Consider the following 17,376-nt stretch of genomic DNA (forward strand, 5'->3'; position numbering starts at 1 on the left):
CTACGGTATATTAAAACCTGTTTTTTTAATGTCTTTTCTCCAAAAGTACAACATTTTCCACATGGTGCGTTTGTGGAAACATATCTACCGGTCGCACACGGATCACTTTATACTTTTCGTCCATCAAAGCCAGATCTCTGGCTTGTGTAGCACTGTTGCAGCTTACGTAAACAACACGTTTCGGGGCAATTTTCAAAATTTGTTCAACAACATCTTTATGCATACCGTCTCTGGGCGGGTCAGTGATTATGACATCCGGTTGCCCGTGAGTAGCTATAAATTCATCATTGAATACGTTTTTCATGTCTCCTACAAAGAACTCACAATTGGTAATATTATTGCGTTCGGCATTAGCTTTTGCATCATCAATAGCTTCAGGTACAGCTTCTACACCAATCACTTTTTTAGCTTTTTTGGAAATGAATTGCGCAATAGTTCCGGTTCCGGTATATAGGTCATAAACGAGCTCTTCTCCGCTTAATCCGGCAAATTCCCGGGTAATTTTATATAATTCGTAAGCCTGTTCAGAATTGGTCTGGTAGAATGATTTTGCATTAATGCTAAAATGCAAGCCTTCCATTTCTTCTAAGATATAATCACGCCCTTTATATAGTTTTATATCCTGATCATACAACGTATCATTTGCTTTGCTGTTGATCACATACAATAAAGAGGTAATTTCCGGGAAACGTTCAGCAATAAAATCTAAAAGTAATTCTCTATCATTTTGGTCTTCTTTGTAAAACTGAACCAAAACCATAATCTCACCGGTCGAAGCTGTTCGGATCATTAAAGTACGCAAAAGACCTTCCTGATTGCGCGCGTCAAAAAAGGCTAAGCCATGTTGCGTAGCAAATTGTTTGATCTCATTTCTGATCGCGTTTGACGGATCTTGCTGCAAGTGACATTTTTCAATATCCAAAATCTTGTCCCACATTTTAGGGATGTGAAATCCTAGAGCATTTTTAGATTCAAATTCCACGCCGCTTTTGATTTCCTCATCAGTCATCCAGCGGGCGTTAGAGAATCCGAATTCCATTTTATTGCGATAGAAGAATTGTTTTTCAGAACCAAGAATAGGTTCGAAATCCGGCAGTTCGATCTTACCGATACGTTTCAGGTTGTTTTCTACTTCCTGATTTTTGTAGAAAAGCTGACGATCATAGGACATATTTTGCCATTTGCAACCGCCGCAATAGCCAAAATGCTGGCAAACAGGTTCTACTCTGTAAGAAGATTGTTCATGGTATTGAGTCGCTTTTCCTTCGTAATACGCTTTACGCTTTTTAGTCGTTTGAATGTCTACGATGTCACCCGGAACAACATTCGGTACAAAAATTACCTTACCATCCGGAGCTTTTGCCACGCAAACTCCTTTTGCGCCTGCATCTAAAATTTCTATATTTTCGAAAACAATTTTTTCGCTACGTCTCTTTCTCATAACGCAAAAATAAAGTATTGCTTTTGATATTAATATTTTTTAGAATAAAAAATGTATACATGCCTTCACTTATCTATAAAAAGCAATCTTATTTTTTGTATTTTTGCTAACAACAAGGATGATTTCTCTCCGAATAAAGAAGGAATTGCAGTTTATTTAATTAAATATTAAAAAAATGTCAGTTTTAGAAAAAATCAGCTCTGCTGAAGCTATTGCTTTGGAAAACCAATACGGTGCCCATAATTATCACCCGTTACCTGTTGTATTGAGTAAAGGAAAAGGTGTTTTTGTTTGGGATGTGGAAGGAAAAAAATATTACGATTTCCTTTCAGCTTATTCTGCGGTGAACCAAGGACATTGTCATCCTGAAATTATAGAGGCATTAACAGATCAGGCTCAAACCTTAACCTTGACTTCAAGAGCTTTTTATAATGATAAATTGGGTGTTTATGAGAAGTTTGTAGCAGACTATTTCGGTTTTGATAAAGTTTTACCGATGAATACAGGAGCTGAAGCTGTTGAAACCGCTATCAAGATCTGTAGAAAATGGGCGTATGAGAAAAAAGGAATCAATGAAAATGAAGCACAGATTATTGTATGCGAAAACAATTTTCACGGTAGAACGACTACGATCATTTCTTTCTCAAATGATGAGAATGCCAGAAAGAATTTTGGTCCGTATACAGCAGGCTTTATTAAAATTCCGTATGACAATATAGAAGCATTGGAACAAGCGATTCAGTCTTCATCAAATATAGCCGGTTTCTTGGTGGAACCGATTCAAGGTGAAGCCGGAGTTTATGTGCCGTCAGAAGGATATTTGGCTAAAGCAAAAGCGTTGTGTGAAAAGCATAATATTTTGTTTATTGCAGATGAAGTTCAAACCGGAATTGCGCGTACCGGAAAATTGTTAGCTGTTCAGCATGAGAATGTTCAGCCGGATGTATTGATCTTAGGAAAAGCTATTTCTGGTGGTGTTTATCCGGTTTCTGCGGTATTGGCAGATGATGCTATTATGAACGTAATCAAACCCGGACAGCATGGTTCTACATTTGGCGGAAATCCGCTAGCGGCTGCTGTAGCAATTGCAGCATTGAATGTAGTTGAAAAAGAAAAACTTGCCGATAATGCTGAACGCTTAGGAGTGATCTTTAGAGAAAAATTAAAGGATTACATTAAGACCAGTAATACCGTTACTATGGTAAGAGGAAAAGGTTTGTTGAATGCTATTGTGATTAATGATACTGAAGAAAGCGAAACGGCCTGGAATATTTGTGTAAAATTGGCTGAAAACGGCTTATTGGCAAAACCGACTCATGGGAATATCATTCGTTTTGCACCACCGTTAGTTATGACGGAAGAGCAATTACTAGATTGTATCTCTATTATTACGAAAACACTTCAAGAATTTGAAAAATAAAAATAATCCCGAGTAATCGGGATTTATTTTTTTAGAATAGTACTTATTTTTTCTCTTAAAACGGGAATCACTTCTTCTTCAAACCAAAAGTTTTTCTTCATCCAGATTCGATTACGAGGTGAGGGGTGTGGTAAAACAAAATATCGCGGTAAAAAATTCTGATAGTTTTTAACGTTTTCCGTCAAGGTTTTTTTTGAATCTTTTAAATAGTAGTTTTGAGCATATTGACCGATCAAAAGAATTAGTTCTACATTGGAGAGTAAATCAAATAAAGGTTTGTGCCAATGCAATGCACATTCCGGGCGTGGTGGTAGGTCGCCGGATTTTCCTTTTCCCGGATAACAAAATCCCATAGGAATAATTGCTATTTGTTTTTCGTCATAAAATAAAGATTCGCCTATTTGTAACCATCTTCTCAGTTCTTTGCCGCTAGCGTCATTCCACGGTATGCCTGTTTGGTGTACTTTGATTCCCGGGGCTTGTCCTACAATAACTATTTTTGCATTAGGATGTACTGTTAAAACGGGGTTAGGACCTAAAGGCAAATTGTCTTTACAAATCGTACAACTTTTTATTTCGTTTAAAAGAGGCTTCATTTTATAAAGAAATCCGCTATGATTGCGGATTAACAGCAGTAAGCTGCTCGTATCTTTCTGAAACTTTATTCCAATCTACATAAGTGAAAAAGGCTTCGATATAATTTTTTTTGCTAGGGTTGTTGTTTAGTAAATAGGCATGTTCCCACAGATCTAAGCAGAGTAGGGGAAAACCTTTGACGGTGCTTTTTTGCATTAGCGGATTTTCCTCGTTTAGCGTGATCGTGATCTCTAATTTTTGATCGTTGTTTAAAACAAGCCAAATCCAGTTTGATCCTTTTGTGTTGATACCCTTTAGTATGAACTGTTTTTTGAAGTTCTCAACGGAGCCGAAATTTTCATCAATGGCATTATTTAAACTTTCTGACGGGTTAGTATCTTTTTTAGGAGATAGTGTCTCGAAAAATAAGCTGTGGTTATAGTATCCTCCGGCAAAATTAAGGAAAGTAGTATCTTCGGGATTGATTTCTTTGCAAATCTGACTTGCTTTTTTAGTTTCCCAATTTTTTTCAGTTACTTGTTTGTTGAGGTTATTGGTATAACTTAAGTAGATATTGGAATAATGGAATTCAAAAGTTTTTCCGTCTATAAAATCAGGGAAAGTATCAAATGAATATTCCACGGGACTTAGTTTAAAAGGTAATCCTGTGGCTTTGAAACTACGGGGATCAGCAAAATTTGTTTGGACAATGACTTCCGGTTCCGGAATCTGAACTTCAACTAGATTGCTGTTATCATTACAAGAAAGTAAAGATAAAAAGCATAAAGCCATTAGTATGTGTTTGATCATAGCAATCCTCTTTCTCTCATCAACTGATTAATGATATCGATATAACGTTGTTTGGCTTCTTCAATGCTCAGATGTTTTATCTGCATCCATGCATTCAGTTTAAAAGCATTTCTTAAATCTTCCCCGAGATCATTAACATCATTAGATGAAGACTCATTAATTCTTCCTGAAATAGCATGTTTGTAGAGCCCGTAGAGTACCAGTTGAACGTCCTGAGGAACAGATTCTTTCGGAACTAAATTGGCATTTTCAAATGCTTCATCAAATAAAGTATCTAAATCTTTTGTACTCATTCTATTTTTTACAAATAACAGTCTTAGCACCTACTGCTTTTTGTCCTAATTTAACATCTACAGGAGTGCCAAGGGGTAAATAAATATCAACACGAGAACCGAACTTGATAAAGCCGGCATCTTTTCCCTGAATAACGCGCATACCTTCCACAGCATAATTAACGATTCTGCGGGCTAATGCTCCGGCGATCTGGCGGTACATAACTTCTCCGTAAATTCTATTGTTGATTACCACAGTGGTTCTTTCGTTTTCCTCGCTTGCTTTCGGGTGCCAAGCTACTAAGTATTTTCCCGGATGGTATTTACTGTATTTAACAATACCATTTACTGCATAACGGGTTACGTGTACGTTTAAAGGCGACATAAAGATGGAAACCATCAGCCGTTTGTCTTTAAAGTATTCCGGTTCGTAAACTTCTTCTATTACGACTACTTTTCCGTCTACCGGAGCTAAAATATGATTGTCGCTGTTGTCTACCTCTCTTTTAGGGTTTCTAAAGAATTGTAAGATTAAAATTAAAAATACAATTGCTAAAACAATAATACTGTTTTTAAGCCATTCTATAGCAATCAGGTAATCACTAGCGAAAATAATACCGACAACGACTAATAGCGTTATGAAAATAATTTTGCCACCTTCTTTATGAAACATAACTTTTTAAAATATTTAAAATTAAATAAAATAAATATATAAACGGGACTACAAATATAATACTATCTAGTCGATCTAGTATACCTCCGTGTCCCGGCATTATTTTACCACTGTCTTTTACTCCGGCGATACGTTTAAATTTTGATTCGATTAAGTCGCCTAAAGTACTGAAAATACTAACAATTAAAGCTATAATGATCCAAAAGTAGAATTGTTTGGTATGTATGTAGAATTTTGCCAAAAAATAACCGCATATGATTGAGAACAGGATACCGGCAATAAATCCTTCAATAGTCTTTTTAGGTGAAATACTAGGAAATAATTTTCTTTTTCCGAAATTTTTTCCGATCAGGTATGCAAAAGTGTCATTGGTCCAGATCAAAACAATAATCGAAATTAATATTTTCGGGTTGTACCCACTGGCACCCAAAGGTACTTTGGTCAACAACACAAAAGGGAAAATAACATATCCGAACAGATAATAGTATTTAGAGAAAATGGATAATTCCTGAGCATTTTCATTGAATAGGAATCGTAATAAGCGAATGGATATTGCTATTGTAAAACCGGTTATGATAGAATCTAGTATAGGATTGAACGTTGCATTATAGAAAAAACTATAAATGAGCAATGATGATACTAAAGGAATCCATTTGTTGATAGAGACTAATCGGCAAAATTCAAAAACGGCTACGAGTAAAAAAAAACCGAACAATAAATAGAAGCTTTCTTTTGAGTACAAAACGCAACTTAAAAGTAAGGTAACATAAACAGCACCGGTAATGCCTCTTTTTAAAGTTTCATTCATTCTAAAGATCTTCAAGTAAAAGTAAATACAGGTTTTTATGGCAGCTACCATAATGTAAGAAGTCCTGTTCTTTTACTTCTTCAAAATATTTAATAGTTGTGATATTGGTAGGGTATTCCCGATCATACTTTTGCTTAATTCCTCTTAGACCGTCACTTTTTGTATTGACCAGTTGGCTGGTTGTTGCAAAAACCACCATGTCAGTCGGTAATTCGTTTGGCTTAAAATGTTTAAACTGGTTGGATGAGAATAAAATAGAGCCTTCGTCTGCAATAAGGTTTTCACAAGACGATAAGATAAAGGCAGGATTCTTAGTATTGGTATGAGGAAGTTTATTTTCGTCTAAAAGATAATTCAGCCGATTGTCAAAACATAGCGCTTCTTTTTCAAACCAATCGTTTTCTTCTAAAATATTAATAAAGTTTTCAGAAACTTCTTCAAGGTTTTCACAATAGATAAACTTACCGCCGTTTTTCTTAAAATGATAGGTAAACATTTCATCAATAGGCAATTTCACCTCAGGAGTATAAGGGCTTTTTTCTTCTTCTTTTTCCTTTTCCTTATTACTCTTAGATGTATCGCTTGTTGAACCGAAAATTTTTCTAAAAAGACTCATGTATTTTTAGCTGGAGTGTTTTCTCTTGTGAAATTCAAAGATAAAAAAATCTTGATTCAAAGTATAGTAAGAATCAAGATTTTTTAAAATTTTGTGATTTTTTTGTATTATTCTGATTTTTCTGTGTTTTCAGTAGCATTGTTTATTCTGCTATTGATATCAGTCTCAGCCGAATGTACCTCTTTTTCAAAAGGCCTTTTGCCGAATATTTTTTCCAGATCGTCTTTAAAGATAACTTCTCTGTCAATCAAAATATCAGCTAATTCGATTAATTTGTCCTTATTTTCGGTAAGGATAGCAATTGCTCTTTGGTATTGGCCTTCAATTACAGTAGAAATTTCTTTGTCAATTACCTGAGCGGTCTCCTCAGAATATGGTTTTGAGAAGTTGTAATCGTTTTGACCTGATGAGTCATAATACGTGATATTACCTAATTTGTCGTTCAAACCATAGATCGTAACCATGGCACGGGCTTGTTTGGTTACTTTTTCAAGGTCACTTAAAGCTCCGGTTGAAATTTTATCAAAAACTACCTTTTCAGCTGCACGACCGCCCATAGTGGCACACATTTCATCCAGCATTTGTTCCGGTCTGACAATAAGTCTTTCTTCCGGTAAATACCAGGCTGCACCTAAACTTTGTCCGCGAGGAACAATAGTGACTTTAACCAGTGGAGCTGCATATTCAAGCATCCAGCTTACAGTGGCGTGACCGGCCTCATGAATGGCAATAGCTCTTTTTTCTTCCGGTGTAACGATCTTATTTTTCTTTTCAAGTCCGCCTATAATTCGATCAACTGCGTCTAAGAAATCTTGCTTGTCAACTGATTTTTTGTTTTTTCGGGCAGCAATCAATGCTGCTTCATTACATACATTAGCAATATCAGCTCCTGAAAAACCAGGTGTTTGTTTAGCTAAGAACTCAGTGTCGATGTCTTCTGCTTTTTTGATAGGTTTTAAGTGAACCTCAAATATTTCTTTACGCTCTCTGATGTCCGGTAGGTCAACATAGATCTGGCGATCAAAACGTCCTGCACGCAGTAGTGCTTTGTCTAATATATCGGCACGGTTGGTAGCGGCTAATACAATTACGTTAGTATTGGTACCGAAACCATCCATTTCAGTTAATAACTGGTTTAAAGTATTTTCTCTTTCATCATTTGAACCTGAGAAGTTGTTTTTACCTCTGGCTCTACCTACAGCATCTATCTCATCAATAAAAATGATGGAAGGCGCTTTTTCTTTAGCTTGTTTGAAAAGGTCTCTTACACGTGAAGCTCCTACACCTACAAACATTTCTACGAAATCAGAACCTGATAAAGAGAAAAAAGGAACTTTAGCTTCACCGGCTACAGCTTTTGCTAATAGAGTTTTCCCGGTTCCCGGAGGCCCTACCAATAATGCTCCTTTAGGGATTTTACCACCAATAGAGGTATATTTTTCAGGATTTTTCAAAAATTCAACAATTTCCTGAATCTCTTCTTTGGCTCCTTCTAATCCGGCAACGTTAGCAAAAGTTACTTTGACATCGTTCTTTTCATCGAACAGTTTAGCCTTCGATTTTCCTATGCTGAAAATTTGACCACCGCCTCCTCCGGCACCTCCCGACATTCGTCGCATCATAAAGATCCATAAAGCCCCGATCAGTAAAAACGGAAGAAGAATAGATAATAATTCTCCCCACATACTTTCCGGTTCTTTGGTATATTCTGAGATCTTTCCTTGTTCCAGTGCTTTTCTAAGCGTTTCCTGAAAATCTTTCAGATCGCCGATTTCTGTGAAATAATGCGGTCCTTTTGTATTCAGTTTATTGAAAACATCTTTGCTGACTAGTTTATGAACTGAATCTTGTAAAGCTTGTTCTTTAAGATAAATTGTTGCTTTTGTATTCGAAAAACTTACTTTATCAACCTGGTTAGAATCTAAATACTGATAGAATTTAGATAAAGAAATGGGTCTCGGATTGTTAAAATTCAGACCATTACCAAATACAAAAATGATGATAAAGATACTGATGAAAAAACCATAAAATATCCAAGGATTAAATTTGAAATTGAAACCTTGATTATTTTTATTGTTGTTATTCTTATTCTTGTTGTCTTCTGCCATGATTAAAATTTACTGTCGATTGAAGTTATTCTTGCATCTCCCCAAAGGCTTTCTATGCTGTAAAATTCACGAATGTGTTTTTGGAAAACGTGTACTACGATATTTACATAATCAATTAAAACCCACTCGGCATTTTCCATTCCTTCTACATGCCAAGGCTTCTCTTTTAATTCTTTGGAAACACTTTTTTGGATGGAGTTTGCAATTGCTACAACTTGAGTGTTTGAGTTTCCGTTACATATAATAAAATAATCGCAAACTGTATTTTCTATCTCTCTTAAATCTAAAATGTCGATATCAGCTCCTTTTACATCTTCAATCCCTTTGATTATAACTGCTAATAAATCGTCTGTACTATAATTTTGCTTCGTCATCTAAAATTTTTAAGTTTATGCAAAGTTATCATTTTTTGTATTTACTTTTGAAACTTAACATAAGATTAAAATAAATTCTCTCATTTTTTACCAAGATGAATATCATCAAACTCAATGCCACAGCTTCGACTAATATTTTTTTAAAAGAGATGGCTCTTCATAATGAAGTAGATAATTTAACGGTTGTGGTTACGGAAGATCAGTTTAAAGGAAAAGGACAGCGAGGTAACGGTTGGTCTTCTGAAAAAGGTAAGAACCTTACATTCAGTGTGTTTTTGAAAGATTTTGTACAGCAACATCACGATCTGTTTCTGTTGAATATTATAGTCCCGCTATGTGTGATTGAGGCACTAAAAAAGTTTGACATACCGAATGTTAAAGTAAAGTGGCCAAACGACATTTTGTCAGGGAATAAGAAAATTGCCGGTATCTTGGTTGAAAATTTTTTCAGAAGTAATGGCAGTATATATTCTGTAATAGGAATAGGATTGAATGTAAATCAGGATCATTTTCCTCATTTGCCACAAGCAGCTTCTTTAAAAATGATTAAGGATAGAACGTTTTCTAAAGAAGAAATATTACTAGCAATCATGGAGCAAATGCAGTCTTTTTTTTCAGATTCTGTAGAACTGAATGAGGATGAGATCTGGAACAAATACCACGATTTTCTGTTTAGAAAAGGAGTTCCTACTGTATTTGAGAGCGCTGAATCAGGTAAATTTATGGGGATTATACAGGAGGTGAACAGAGAAGGAAAGTTGTGTATACAGCTTGAAGATGATTCTGTGAGAACTTTTGATGTGAAAGAAGTTAAAATGTACTATTAAAAGAAACGTATTTCTTAAAACTTAGTAAAGCTTTGTTAAATTACAGGTATTTTTTTTGTTTTTAAGTACATTTGCATCCAGACTAACTTTACGATATACTCCAAATGGATAAAAAAATATTCTCTTTTTTGTTTTCTACCCGATTAATGGCTGTTTTATTTTTAGTTTTTGCAGCAGCCATGGCAGCCGGAACTTTTATTGAAGATGCTTATAATACTGATACAGCCCGGATAATTATTTATAATAGTTGGTGGTTTGAAGCGATCATGGTGTTTTTTGTGATCAACTTTATAGGGAATATAAAAAGGTATCAATTGTATAAAAAAGAGAAGTGGTCTGTTCTGTTATTACACCTAGCCTTCATTTTTGTCTTAATAGGAGCATTTATTACTCGTTATATTAGTTATGAAGGAATGATGCCTATCCGTGAAGGAGAAACGGAAAGCAGAGTGTATTCTGATAAACCGTATTTAACAGCATTTGTCGATGGCGATTATCAGGGCGAAATGAAGCGTAAAACGTATGAGAAAGCATTATATCTTTCTCCTGTGACCCATAATAATTTTACGGTTAAAGGCGATTTCAATAGCATTCCCTTTACGATTGAATACGAAGATTATGTCATGAACGGAACCGAGACCATTGAGGAAGATGAAAACGGTGAGTTGTATCTTAAAATGGTGGAATCAGGAGGGGGAAGCCGTCACGACCATTTTTTGAAAGAAGGAGAAGTACAGAATATCCATAATGTATTATTTGCATTTAATAAATATACAGAAGGAGCAATTAATGTTACACTGCAAAATGATGCTTATTTTATCCAGTCGCCTTTTGAAGGTGATTTTATGAGAATGGCAGACCAATATAAAGGAAATCTTCCGAAAGACTCTGTTCAGGTATTGTTTTTACGTTCATTATATAATGTTGGCGGTGCGCAGTTCGTTTTTCCTGAAATGGCAAAAAGAGGAAAAGTAGCCTATGTTTCTAACAATAACTTTAAGGACAAGCAATCGGATGATATTTTAATGGTAAAAGTAAAATCACAGGGGCAGGAAGAAAAATTTACTCTTGTAGGATCCCGTGGAAAAATGGGAATACCACAAACGGTTACTCTTGGGAAATTAGATTTTACGTTATTCTTCGGAAGCAAGGTTTATGAATTACCGTTCTCAATCAAGTTAGAAGATTTTATTGCAGATAAATACCCGGGAACGGAAAAGAGTTATTCCGCTTATAAAAGTAAGTTGTCAATAACGGACAATGAAGAAAATAAAGTATTTAAAGATAGCGTGTTTATGAATCATATTTTAGATTACAGAGGATTCCGTTTCTTTCAGGCTGGTTTTGATCCGGATGAAAAAGGGACAAACCTTTCTGTAAATCACGATTTTTGGGGAACATGGATAACCTATATAGGATATACTTTATTGTATTTCGGATTAATTATGATTCTTTTCGGAAAAAATACTCGTTTTGGTGATCTGAAACGAAAAATCAAACAGATCAAGAATAAAAAGAAAGCTTTAACCTTAGTTGTTGTTTCATTATTTACATTAGGGGTTCAGGCTCAGGGTACTCATGAACATATTCCGAGTGATGAGAAAAAGATTTTGGAACTTTTAGAGAAATATAAGGTTTCTCCGGAACATGCTGAAGAGTTCGGTAAGGTCGTAATTCAAGACCAGGGAGGAAGAATGAAGCCAATCAATACATTTGCTTCAGAATTGCTTCGTAAAGTTTCTAAAAGCGATACATATAAAGGTATGGATGCAGATCAGGCCTTTATTTCCATGACACAATTTCCGCAGTATTGGTTTTCATTGCCGGTCATTTATCTAAAAAGAGGAAATGATAGTATTCGTAAAATAATAGGAGTAGAGAAGGGTGCAAAATATGCTTCGTTGATCGATTTTTTTGACGAAAAAGGCAATTATAAATTAGCATCGTTTTTAGACGACGCCTACAGAGAGGCTGTGCCTAACCAGTTTCAGAAGGATTTTATCGATGCCGACCAAAAAGTGAATCTATTACATTCAGCTTTGAGCGGTGATATTTTAAAAGTTTTTCCGATTCCGAACGACCCGAATAATAAGTGGGTTTCCTTTCTGGAAATCAATGAACCGACAGGAACGCAACTGGATTCAATTAAAAATATTGTGCCGTTTTATTTAGACGCTGTTACAAAATCAGCTATTTCTAAAGATTATAAGCTACCGAATAGTCTGTTGACAGGTTTGCAAAAATATCAAAAAACCTATGGAGCACAGGTAATGTTGTCTGATAAAAAGATTGAAACGGAAGTATTGTACAATAAGTATGATATTTTTAAAAAGCTACACTATTATTACCTTTTTGGAGGAATTATAATGTTGGTTTTTACCATTCTTCAATTGTTCTATTCTAAAAAATGGATCAATGCTGGAACAAACCTATTTCACGGTTTCATTTTTATTTGCTTTATACTGCATACTTTAGGGTTAATCGCCCGTTGGTATATTTCAGGACATGCACCGTGGAGTAATGCATATGAGAGTATGATCTATGTTGGCTGGGCAACAATGTTGTTTGGATTGATATTCGGAAAATCTAAAATGACAGTGGCTTCTACAGCATTTGTGGCATCAATGATCTTAATGGTAGCCCATTTAAACTGGTTAGATCCTCAGATCGGAAACCTGCAACCGGTTTTAAATTCGTATTGGTTAATGATCCACGTAGCAGTTATTGTGGCAAGTTACGGTCCGTTTACTTTAGGAATGATCTTAGGGCTGGTCGCTTTATTTTTAATGATCTTTACAAATAGTAAAAACAAATCCAAAATAAAATTAGCTATAGCAGAATTGAGCTATATCAATGAGATGGCATTAACTATAGGCTTAGTGATGTTAACGATCGGAAACTTTTTAGGAGGGCAATGGGCAAATGAAAGTTGGGGACGCTATTGGGGTTGGGATCCGAAAGAAACTTGGGCATTGATCAGTATTATGGTTTATGCTTTTGTGATACACGCTCGTTTGGTTCCCGGTTTAAGAGGAAGATGGGCTTTTAATTTTATGAGTGTATTAGCATTTGCATCAATTGTGATGACTTACGTGGGAGTTAACTTCCATTTGAGTGGATTACATTCCTACGCTTCCGGTGAACGACAAAATGTGACTTATTATTTCTATATTCTGATAGTTGTAATTGCTATAGGATTGTTAGCACTGTCACAATATCGAAAACATTTGAAAAGTAAATAACAACAAAAAAAGACAACATTAATCGTTGTCTTTTTTTGTATCAGGGAGTGTGTCGGATGTTTTTTTAAACTGTTTAACTAAATCTCTTTTTTCCTGATGACGCATAATGGTAAAATGATGTTGAACCGTATTGATAAAACTCAGAATCATTCCGATTCCCATAACGATGTAAAAAATAGTAAAGATCTTACCGCCGTCTGTCTTTGGAGTAAAATCACCGAATCCGATTGTTGTAAGAGTTACAACGGAGAAATATAAAGAGTCAAGCAATCCCCATCCTTCCAAATAATGGTAAGCAATTGTTCCGATAATGATAATGATGATAGTGGTGATCAGCAGGTCGCGATACTCATCATCTTGTAAAAAAGAAATTAAAGTTTTAAAGAAGAACATAGAATTATTTTTTATAATAAATTATTCACAAAAATATTAGATATTTTTTAATATTTGTTTAAGATAACATATTATAAAGAAAATGTATATTGGTTAAATTAAAAAAGAAAATTATGAAAATTAAAATTTTAATCCTGGTATTAGCGGTAATTTCTTTATCATTCGCTTGTAAGCAAGAGCAAAACCAACAAAATACAGATACAAATAAAAAAACGGTTACTATGGAAAAACCATCGATACATCAGTTTACAGTTACAGCTATCAACGGAGACGAATTCCGATTTAGTGATTTAGCCGGAAAAAAAATAATGGTAGTGAATACGGCTTCAAAATGTGGTTTAACACCTCAATACGAGCAATTAGAAGCTGTATACGAAAAATATAAAGACAAGAACTTTATCATTGTAGGCTTTCCTGCGAATAATTTTATGGAACAAGAGCCGGGAACCGATACGGAAATTGCAACATTTTGTAAAAAGAATTATGGAGTGACATTTCCCATGATGAGTAAGATTTCAGTAAAAGGAGACGATATGCACCCTGTGTATCGATTTTTAACTCAAAAATCTGAGAACGGTTTGGAAGACAACGAGGTGGAGTGGAACTTCCAAAAATACCTTCTAAATGAAAAAGGACAGTTGGAAATGGTAATTAGTCCGAAAACGTTGCCGAATGATTCAAAGATCATTGATTGGATAGAAGGTAAATAAATGCAAATTACGAAGCAAAGGATGAATCCGATTATAAAAGTACAGGAGTTGCAAGAAATCTCAGAAAAAGAGAAAGATTTGGTAATTGTCGACGTTTCCAATGGAAAAGAAGCACGATACAATTATGAAAAGAAACATTTAGACAAAGCTATATTTGTGGATTTGAATTCTCAGTTAGCAGATATAAAAGACAACTTTAGTCAGGGTGGAAGACATCCTTTGCCGAAGATAGAAGATTTTTCAGAAATTTTAGGAAAAATAGGAATCTCAAAGCACACACATGTCGTTATTTATGATGACAAGAACGGTGCAAATGCCGCAGCCCGATTCTGGTGGATGTTAAAAGCTGCCGGGCATAAAAAAGTTCAGGTTTTAGACGGAGGTATACAAAAGGCAGAGCAATCGGGTTATCCGGTAAATAACCATAAAGTACAGCCTGTTCCGGTTGCAGATTATCCGTTTACAAAATGGGAACTACCTCTTGTGGAGATGGATGAAATTCGTAAAACAAATGACCTTATTATTGATGTAAGAGAAGAAAACCGTTATTTGGGAATTTCAGAGCCTATAGATCAAATTGCCGGACATATTCCGGGAGCTGTGAATTTTCCTTTTCCGGAAAATTTGAATCCCGATGGGACTTTTTTAACACCAGTGCAATTAAAAGAAAAATATACAAAACTACTGAAGGGGCAAAGTATTGAGCACGTTATTGTACATTGCGGTTCAGGAGTTACCGCTTGCCATACTATATTAGCACTGGATTATGCAGGATTAGGCAATCCGAAACTGTATGTAGGTTCGTGGAGTGAATGGTCCCGAAATGAAAATAAGATGGCTACCGGTGCAAATGTAGATTAAAGGATCAACTGCATAAAAACAGAATCCAACCATCTGTCAAATTTATATCCGGTTTCTTTAATGACACCAACGGTCTTGAATCCCATTTTTTCATGGAAGAAAATGCTACCTTTATTTTCGGAATCAATAACCCCGATCATGGTGTGTAATTTTTGTTCCTGTGCCAGAATGATCAAGTGTTCTAAAATACGTTTGCCGATAGATTGACCTTGGTAATCCTGATGGACATATACAGAATGTTCTACGGTAAACCTATAGGCTTCTCTGAAACGAAATTCACTGTAGTAACCGAATCCTACCACTTTTTGGTCCTTTTCAGCCACAATAACAGGAAAACCTTTGGTTAGTTTGTCTTCAAAGATGGCGAACTGATTTTCAAGTTTTCTCGGAGCATAATCGTATAAAGCAGTAGAGTGCAGAATATTGAAATTAATAATGTCTAAGATGGCTTGACAATCATCAGAAGTGTAGTTTCGTATTTGCAAAGACATAGCACAATTATTTTATAACGTAAATGTACTAAAAGCAGTCCAACTTTTGTAAATTTGTTTTTTATTATTACTAAGCTATGTTATATCCCAAAATTCCTTTGGCTCAAAGTGTTTTAGAGATTTTTAAAAATAAAGGAATTCAAAATATTGTAATTTCTCCGGGTTCCCGAAATGCACCTTTAACGATTGGTTTTTCTAATAATCCCTTCTTTAATTGTTACAGTATCGTTGATGAACGATGTGCAGCCTTTTTTGCATTAGGGATTGCACAACAAAAAAGAGAACCGGTAGCAATGCTGTGTACTTCAGGATCTGCTTTACTGAATTATTATCCGGCTATAGCAGAAGCTTTTTACAGCCAGATTCCGTTGATAGTGGTTAGTGCAGACAGACCTCATAACAAAATAGACATCGGTGACGGGCAAACGATCCGTCAGGAAAATGTATATGCAAATCATATTTTGTATAATGCTAATTTGCAGGAAGAAGCCTCTGATGTTAATGATACGGAAATTTGTGAGGCTATTGATACAGCATTTTTAAGAAGAGGACCGGTACACATTAATGTTCCTTTTGAAGAGCCTCTATATGATACGGTCGAAACGTTAACCGTTACACCTCATTTTAGCAAAAGAACAGAAGAAAAGAAAACTTTTGAATTAACAGAAGAGATTAGTTCTATATGGAATAAAAGTGCTAAAAAATTAGTGTTAGTCGGAGAATTATTCCCGGATAGTTTAGAAAGTAAAATAGTAGAATGGCTGGCAAAGGATAACAGCGTGGTTGTTTTTACCGAAAAGACTTCTAATTTGCATCATCCTGCTTTTGTTTCTAATATAGATACCATCATTACACCATTTACCGAGGAAGATTTCCTGAAATTTCAGCCGGAACTCTTACTGACTTTCGGAGGAATGGTTGTTTCAAAACGGATCAAAGCTTTTTTGAGAAAGTATCAACCTGTGCATCATTGGCACATAGACCCTTTAAGAGCGTATGACACCTATGCTTGTCTTTCAGCTCATTTTGCAACGACTCCTGATGAATTCTTTGGTGTTTTAATGTTGAAAGCAGAAGAAACGGAAAGTAGTTATAAGAAGGAAATACAAAATATTCAATTGTATCGCGCTCAAAAGCATAACAAATATATAGGGCAGATTCCATTTTCAGATTTTAAGGTTTTTGATATTTTGAGTCAAAAAATAAAAGGAGCAGTCAATTTGCAAATGAGCAACAGTTCGGCAATCCGTTATTTACAATTAGTTGATATCGATCCTTCTGTTTCTGTTTTTTGTAATCGGGGAACCAGCGGAATAGATGGCAGTACAACAACAGCCATAGGAGCAGCAGTTGCATCCGATAAGTCGACAGTTCTGGTTTCCGGAGATATTAGTTTTTTCTATGACAGTAATGCTTTGTGGAATAATTACATTCCGGAAAATTTTAAAATAGTCCTGATCAATAATGGTGGAGGAGGGATTTTCAGGATTTTGCCCGGACACAAAGAGACACAAACATTCAACCGATATTTTGAAACTTCTCACCATTTAACAGCCGAGCATCTTGCCGCGATGTTTGGATTCCAATACCAAAAAGCTGCCAATGAAGAAGAATTCGAAGTGGTGTTGGATAAGATGTTTCAGCAAAATACCAAGCCACAAATCGTAGAAGTCTTTACACCTGAAAAAGAAAATGACTTGATTTTAAAAGAGTATTTTAAGAAATTGTTATAAAAGAAAAATTGTAGTCAAAAT

17 protein-coding genes are annotated in these 17,376 nt (G+C 35.3%); 6 read left to right on the forward strand and 11 right to left on the reverse strand.

What is annotated here, in order from left to right; genetic code table 11:
• Positions 1-25: 25 nt before the first annotated feature.
• Positions 26-1,441 (reverse strand): 23S rRNA (uracil(1939)-C(5))-methyltransferase RlmD, encoded by a 1,416-nt coding sequence (gene rlmD, locus DI487_RS11965; protein WP_109569860.1) that lies wholly within the window; start codon positions 1,439-1,441, stop codon positions 26-28.
• 175 nt (positions 1,442-1,616) lie between these two features.
• On the opposite strand from rlmD, the gene rocD reads away from it, so the two are divergent.
• Positions 1,617-2,861, forward strand: coding sequence for an ornithine--oxo-acid transaminase (rocD, locus tag DI487_RS11970; protein WP_109569861.1), 1,245 nt, complete (start codon positions 1,617-1,619; stop codon positions 2,859-2,861).
• A 23-nt stretch (positions 2,862-2,884) separates the two neighbouring features.
• Here the strand turns inward: rocD and DI487_RS11975 are convergent, their stop codons facing one another.
• From DI487_RS11975 to rsfS, 8 genes are all read right to left on the reverse strand, one after another.
• On the reverse strand, positions 2,885-3,457 hold the full coding sequence (locus DI487_RS11975) for a uracil-DNA glycosylase family protein (RefSeq protein ID WP_109569862.1): 573 nt from the start codon (positions 3,455-3,457) through the stop codon (positions 2,885-2,887).
• Positions 3,458-3,473: 16 nt separating this feature from the next.
• Positions 3,474-4,247 (reverse strand): superoxide dismutase, encoded by a 774-nt coding sequence (locus DI487_RS11980; protein WP_109569863.1) that lies wholly within the window; start codon positions 4,245-4,247, stop codon positions 3,474-3,476.
• Positions 4,244-4,540: an acyl-CoA-binding protein gene (locus DI487_RS11985; protein ID WP_109569864.1), complete on the reverse strand. Its 297-nt coding sequence runs from the start codon at positions 4,538-4,540 to the stop codon at positions 4,244-4,246. Before DI487_RS11985 ends, DI487_RS11980 begins: the two co-directional genes overlap by 4 nt.
• Position 4,541: 1 nt before the next feature.
• Positions 4,542-5,192 (reverse strand): phosphatidylserine decarboxylase family protein, encoded by a 651-nt coding sequence (locus DI487_RS11990; protein WP_109569865.1) that lies wholly within the window; start codon positions 5,190-5,192, stop codon positions 4,542-4,544.
• Positions 5,182-6,000 carry a phosphatidate cytidylyltransferase gene (locus DI487_RS11995; RefSeq protein WP_109569866.1) on the reverse strand — a complete coding sequence of 273 codons (819 nt, stop codon included), beginning with the start codon at positions 5,998-6,000 and terminating at the stop codon, positions 5,182-5,184. Before DI487_RS11995 ends, DI487_RS11990 begins: the two co-directional genes overlap by 11 nt.
• Position 6,001: 1 nt before the next feature.
• The gene (locus DI487_RS12000) at positions 6,002-6,616 is read right to left on the reverse strand and encodes a lactate utilization protein B/C (protein WP_109569867.1); all 615 of its coding nucleotides are present in this window, start codon (positions 6,614-6,616) and stop codon (positions 6,002-6,004) included.
• A gap of 107 nt (positions 6,617-6,723) precedes the next feature.
• Positions 6,724-8,724 carry an ATP-dependent zinc metalloprotease FtsH gene (gene ftsH, locus DI487_RS12005; RefSeq protein ID WP_109569868.1) on the reverse strand — a complete coding sequence of 667 codons (2,001 nt, stop codon included), beginning with the start codon at positions 8,722-8,724 and terminating at the stop codon, positions 6,724-6,726.
• Positions 8,725-8,726: 2 nt separating this feature from the next.
• The gene (gene rsfS / locus DI487_RS12010; RefSeq protein WP_109569869.1) at positions 8,727-9,098 is read right to left on the reverse strand and encodes a ribosome silencing factor; all 372 of its coding nucleotides are present in this window, start codon (positions 9,096-9,098) and stop codon (positions 8,727-8,729) included.
• 95 nt (positions 9,099-9,193) lie between these two features.
• On the opposite strand from rsfS, the gene DI487_RS12015 reads away from it, so the two are divergent.
• Positions 9,194-9,925 (forward strand): biotin--[acetyl-CoA-carboxylase] ligase, encoded by a 732-nt coding sequence (locus tag DI487_RS12015; RefSeq protein ID WP_109569870.1) that lies wholly within the window; start codon positions 9,194-9,196, stop codon positions 9,923-9,925.
• A 104-nt stretch (positions 9,926-10,029) separates the two neighbouring features.
• Positions 10,030-13,167, forward strand: coding sequence for a cytochrome c biogenesis protein CcsA (gene ccsA, locus DI487_RS12020; protein WP_109569871.1), 3,138 nt, complete (start codon positions 10,030-10,032; stop codon positions 13,165-13,167).
• Between the two features lie 18 nt (positions 13,168-13,185).
• Here ccsA and DI487_RS12025 read toward each other — a convergent pair whose 3' ends face one another.
• The gene (locus DI487_RS12025) at positions 13,186-13,560 is read right to left on the reverse strand and encodes a potassium channel family protein (protein ID WP_109569872.1); all 375 of its coding nucleotides are present in this window, start codon (positions 13,558-13,560) and stop codon (positions 13,186-13,188) included.
• Positions 13,561-13,673: 113 nt separating this feature from the next.
• Between DI487_RS12025 and DI487_RS12030 the strand changes: the two genes are divergently transcribed.
• Together DI487_RS12030 and DI487_RS12035 are read left to right on the forward strand one after the other, a co-directional pair.
• Positions 13,674-14,270, forward strand: coding sequence for a glutathione peroxidase (locus DI487_RS12030; protein ID WP_109570675.1), 597 nt, complete (start codon positions 13,674-13,676; stop codon positions 14,268-14,270).
• Between the two features lie 21 nt (positions 14,271-14,291).
• The gene (locus tag DI487_RS12035; protein WP_109570676.1) at positions 14,292-15,131 is read left to right on the forward strand and encodes a sulfurtransferase; all 840 of its coding nucleotides are present in this window, start codon (positions 14,292-14,294) and stop codon (positions 15,129-15,131) included.
• On the opposite strand, the gene DI487_RS12040 is transcribed toward DI487_RS12035, so the two are convergent.
• Complete coding sequence (locus DI487_RS12040) at positions 15,128-15,622, reverse strand: GNAT family N-acetyltransferase (protein WP_109569873.1); 495 nt, start codon at positions 15,620-15,622, stop codon at positions 15,128-15,130. The genes DI487_RS12035 and DI487_RS12040 overlap by 4 nt on opposite strands.
• Before the next feature lie 77 nt (positions 15,623-15,699).
• Here DI487_RS12040 and menD point away from each other — a divergent pair, with 77 nt between their 5' ends.
• Positions 15,700-17,355, forward strand: a complete 1,656-nt coding sequence (menD, locus tag DI487_RS12045) for a 2-succinyl-5-enolpyruvyl-6-hydroxy-3-cyclohexene-1-carboxylic-acid synthase (protein ID WP_109569874.1) — start codon at positions 15,700-15,702, stop codon at positions 17,353-17,355.
• Positions 17,356-17,376: the final 21 nt, after the last annotated feature.

This window comes from Flavobacterium sediminis (assembly GCF_003148385.1).
In the GTDB taxonomy this organism is placed as follows: domain Bacteria; phylum Bacteroidota; class Bacteroidia; order Flavobacteriales; family Flavobacteriaceae; genus Flavobacterium; species Flavobacterium sediminis.

Bases quoted from the DNA above. Each gene is read 5' to 3' on its own strand.
- rlmD (WP_109569860.1), bottom strand. From the start codon at position 1,441: ATGAGAAAGAGACGTAGCGAAAAAATTGTTTTCGAAAATATAGAAATT.
- rocD (WP_109569861.1), top strand. From the start codon at position 1,617: ATGTCAGTTTTAGAAAAAATCAGCTCTGCTGAAGCTATTGCTTTGGAA.
- DI487_RS11975 (WP_109569862.1), bottom strand. From the start codon at position 3,457: ATGAAGCCTCTTTTAAACGAAATAAAAAGTTGTACGATTTGTAAAGAC.
- DI487_RS11980 (WP_109569863.1), bottom strand. From the start codon at position 4,247: ATGATCAAACACATACTAATGGCTTTATGCTTTTTATCTTTACTTTCT.
- DI487_RS11985 (WP_109569864.1), bottom strand. From the start codon at position 4,540: ATGAGTACAAAAGATTTAGATACTTTATTTGATGAAGCATTTGAAAAT.
- DI487_RS11990 (WP_109569865.1), bottom strand. From the start codon at position 5,192: ATGTTTCATAAAGAAGGTGGCAAAATTATTTTCATAACGCTATTAGTC.
- DI487_RS11995 (WP_109569866.1), bottom strand. From the start codon at position 6,000: ATGAATGAAACTTTAAAAAGAGGCATTACCGGTGCTGTTTATGTTACC.
- DI487_RS12000 (WP_109569867.1), bottom strand. From the start codon at position 6,616: ATGAGTCTTTTTAGAAAAATTTTCGGTTCAACAAGCGATACATCTAAG.
- ftsH (WP_109569868.1), bottom strand. From the start codon at position 8,724: ATGGCAGAAGACAACAAGAATAAGAATAACAACAATAAAAATAATCAA.
- rsfS (WP_109569869.1), bottom strand. From the start codon at position 9,098: ATGACGAAGCAAAATTATAGTACAGACGATTTATTAGCAGTTATAATC.
- DI487_RS12015 (WP_109569870.1), top strand. From the start codon at position 9,194: ATGAATATCATCAAACTCAATGCCACAGCTTCGACTAATATTTTTTTA.
- ccsA (WP_109569871.1), top strand. From the start codon at position 10,030: ATGGATAAAAAAATATTCTCTTTTTTGTTTTCTACCCGATTAATGGCT.
- DI487_RS12025 (WP_109569872.1), bottom strand. From the start codon at position 13,560: ATGTTCTTCTTTAAAACTTTAATTTCTTTTTTACAAGATGATGAGTAT.
- DI487_RS12030 (WP_109570675.1), top strand. From the start codon at position 13,674: ATGAAAATTAAAATTTTAATCCTGGTATTAGCGGTAATTTCTTTATCA.
- DI487_RS12035 (WP_109570676.1), top strand. From the start codon at position 14,292: ATGAATCCGATTATAAAAGTACAGGAGTTGCAAGAAATCTCAGAAAAA.
- DI487_RS12040 (WP_109569873.1), bottom strand. From the start codon at position 15,622: ATGTCTTTGCAAATACGAAACTACACTTCTGATGATTGTCAAGCCATC.
- menD (WP_109569874.1), top strand. From the start codon at position 15,700: ATGTTATATCCCAAAATTCCTTTGGCTCAAAGTGTTTTAGAGATTTTT.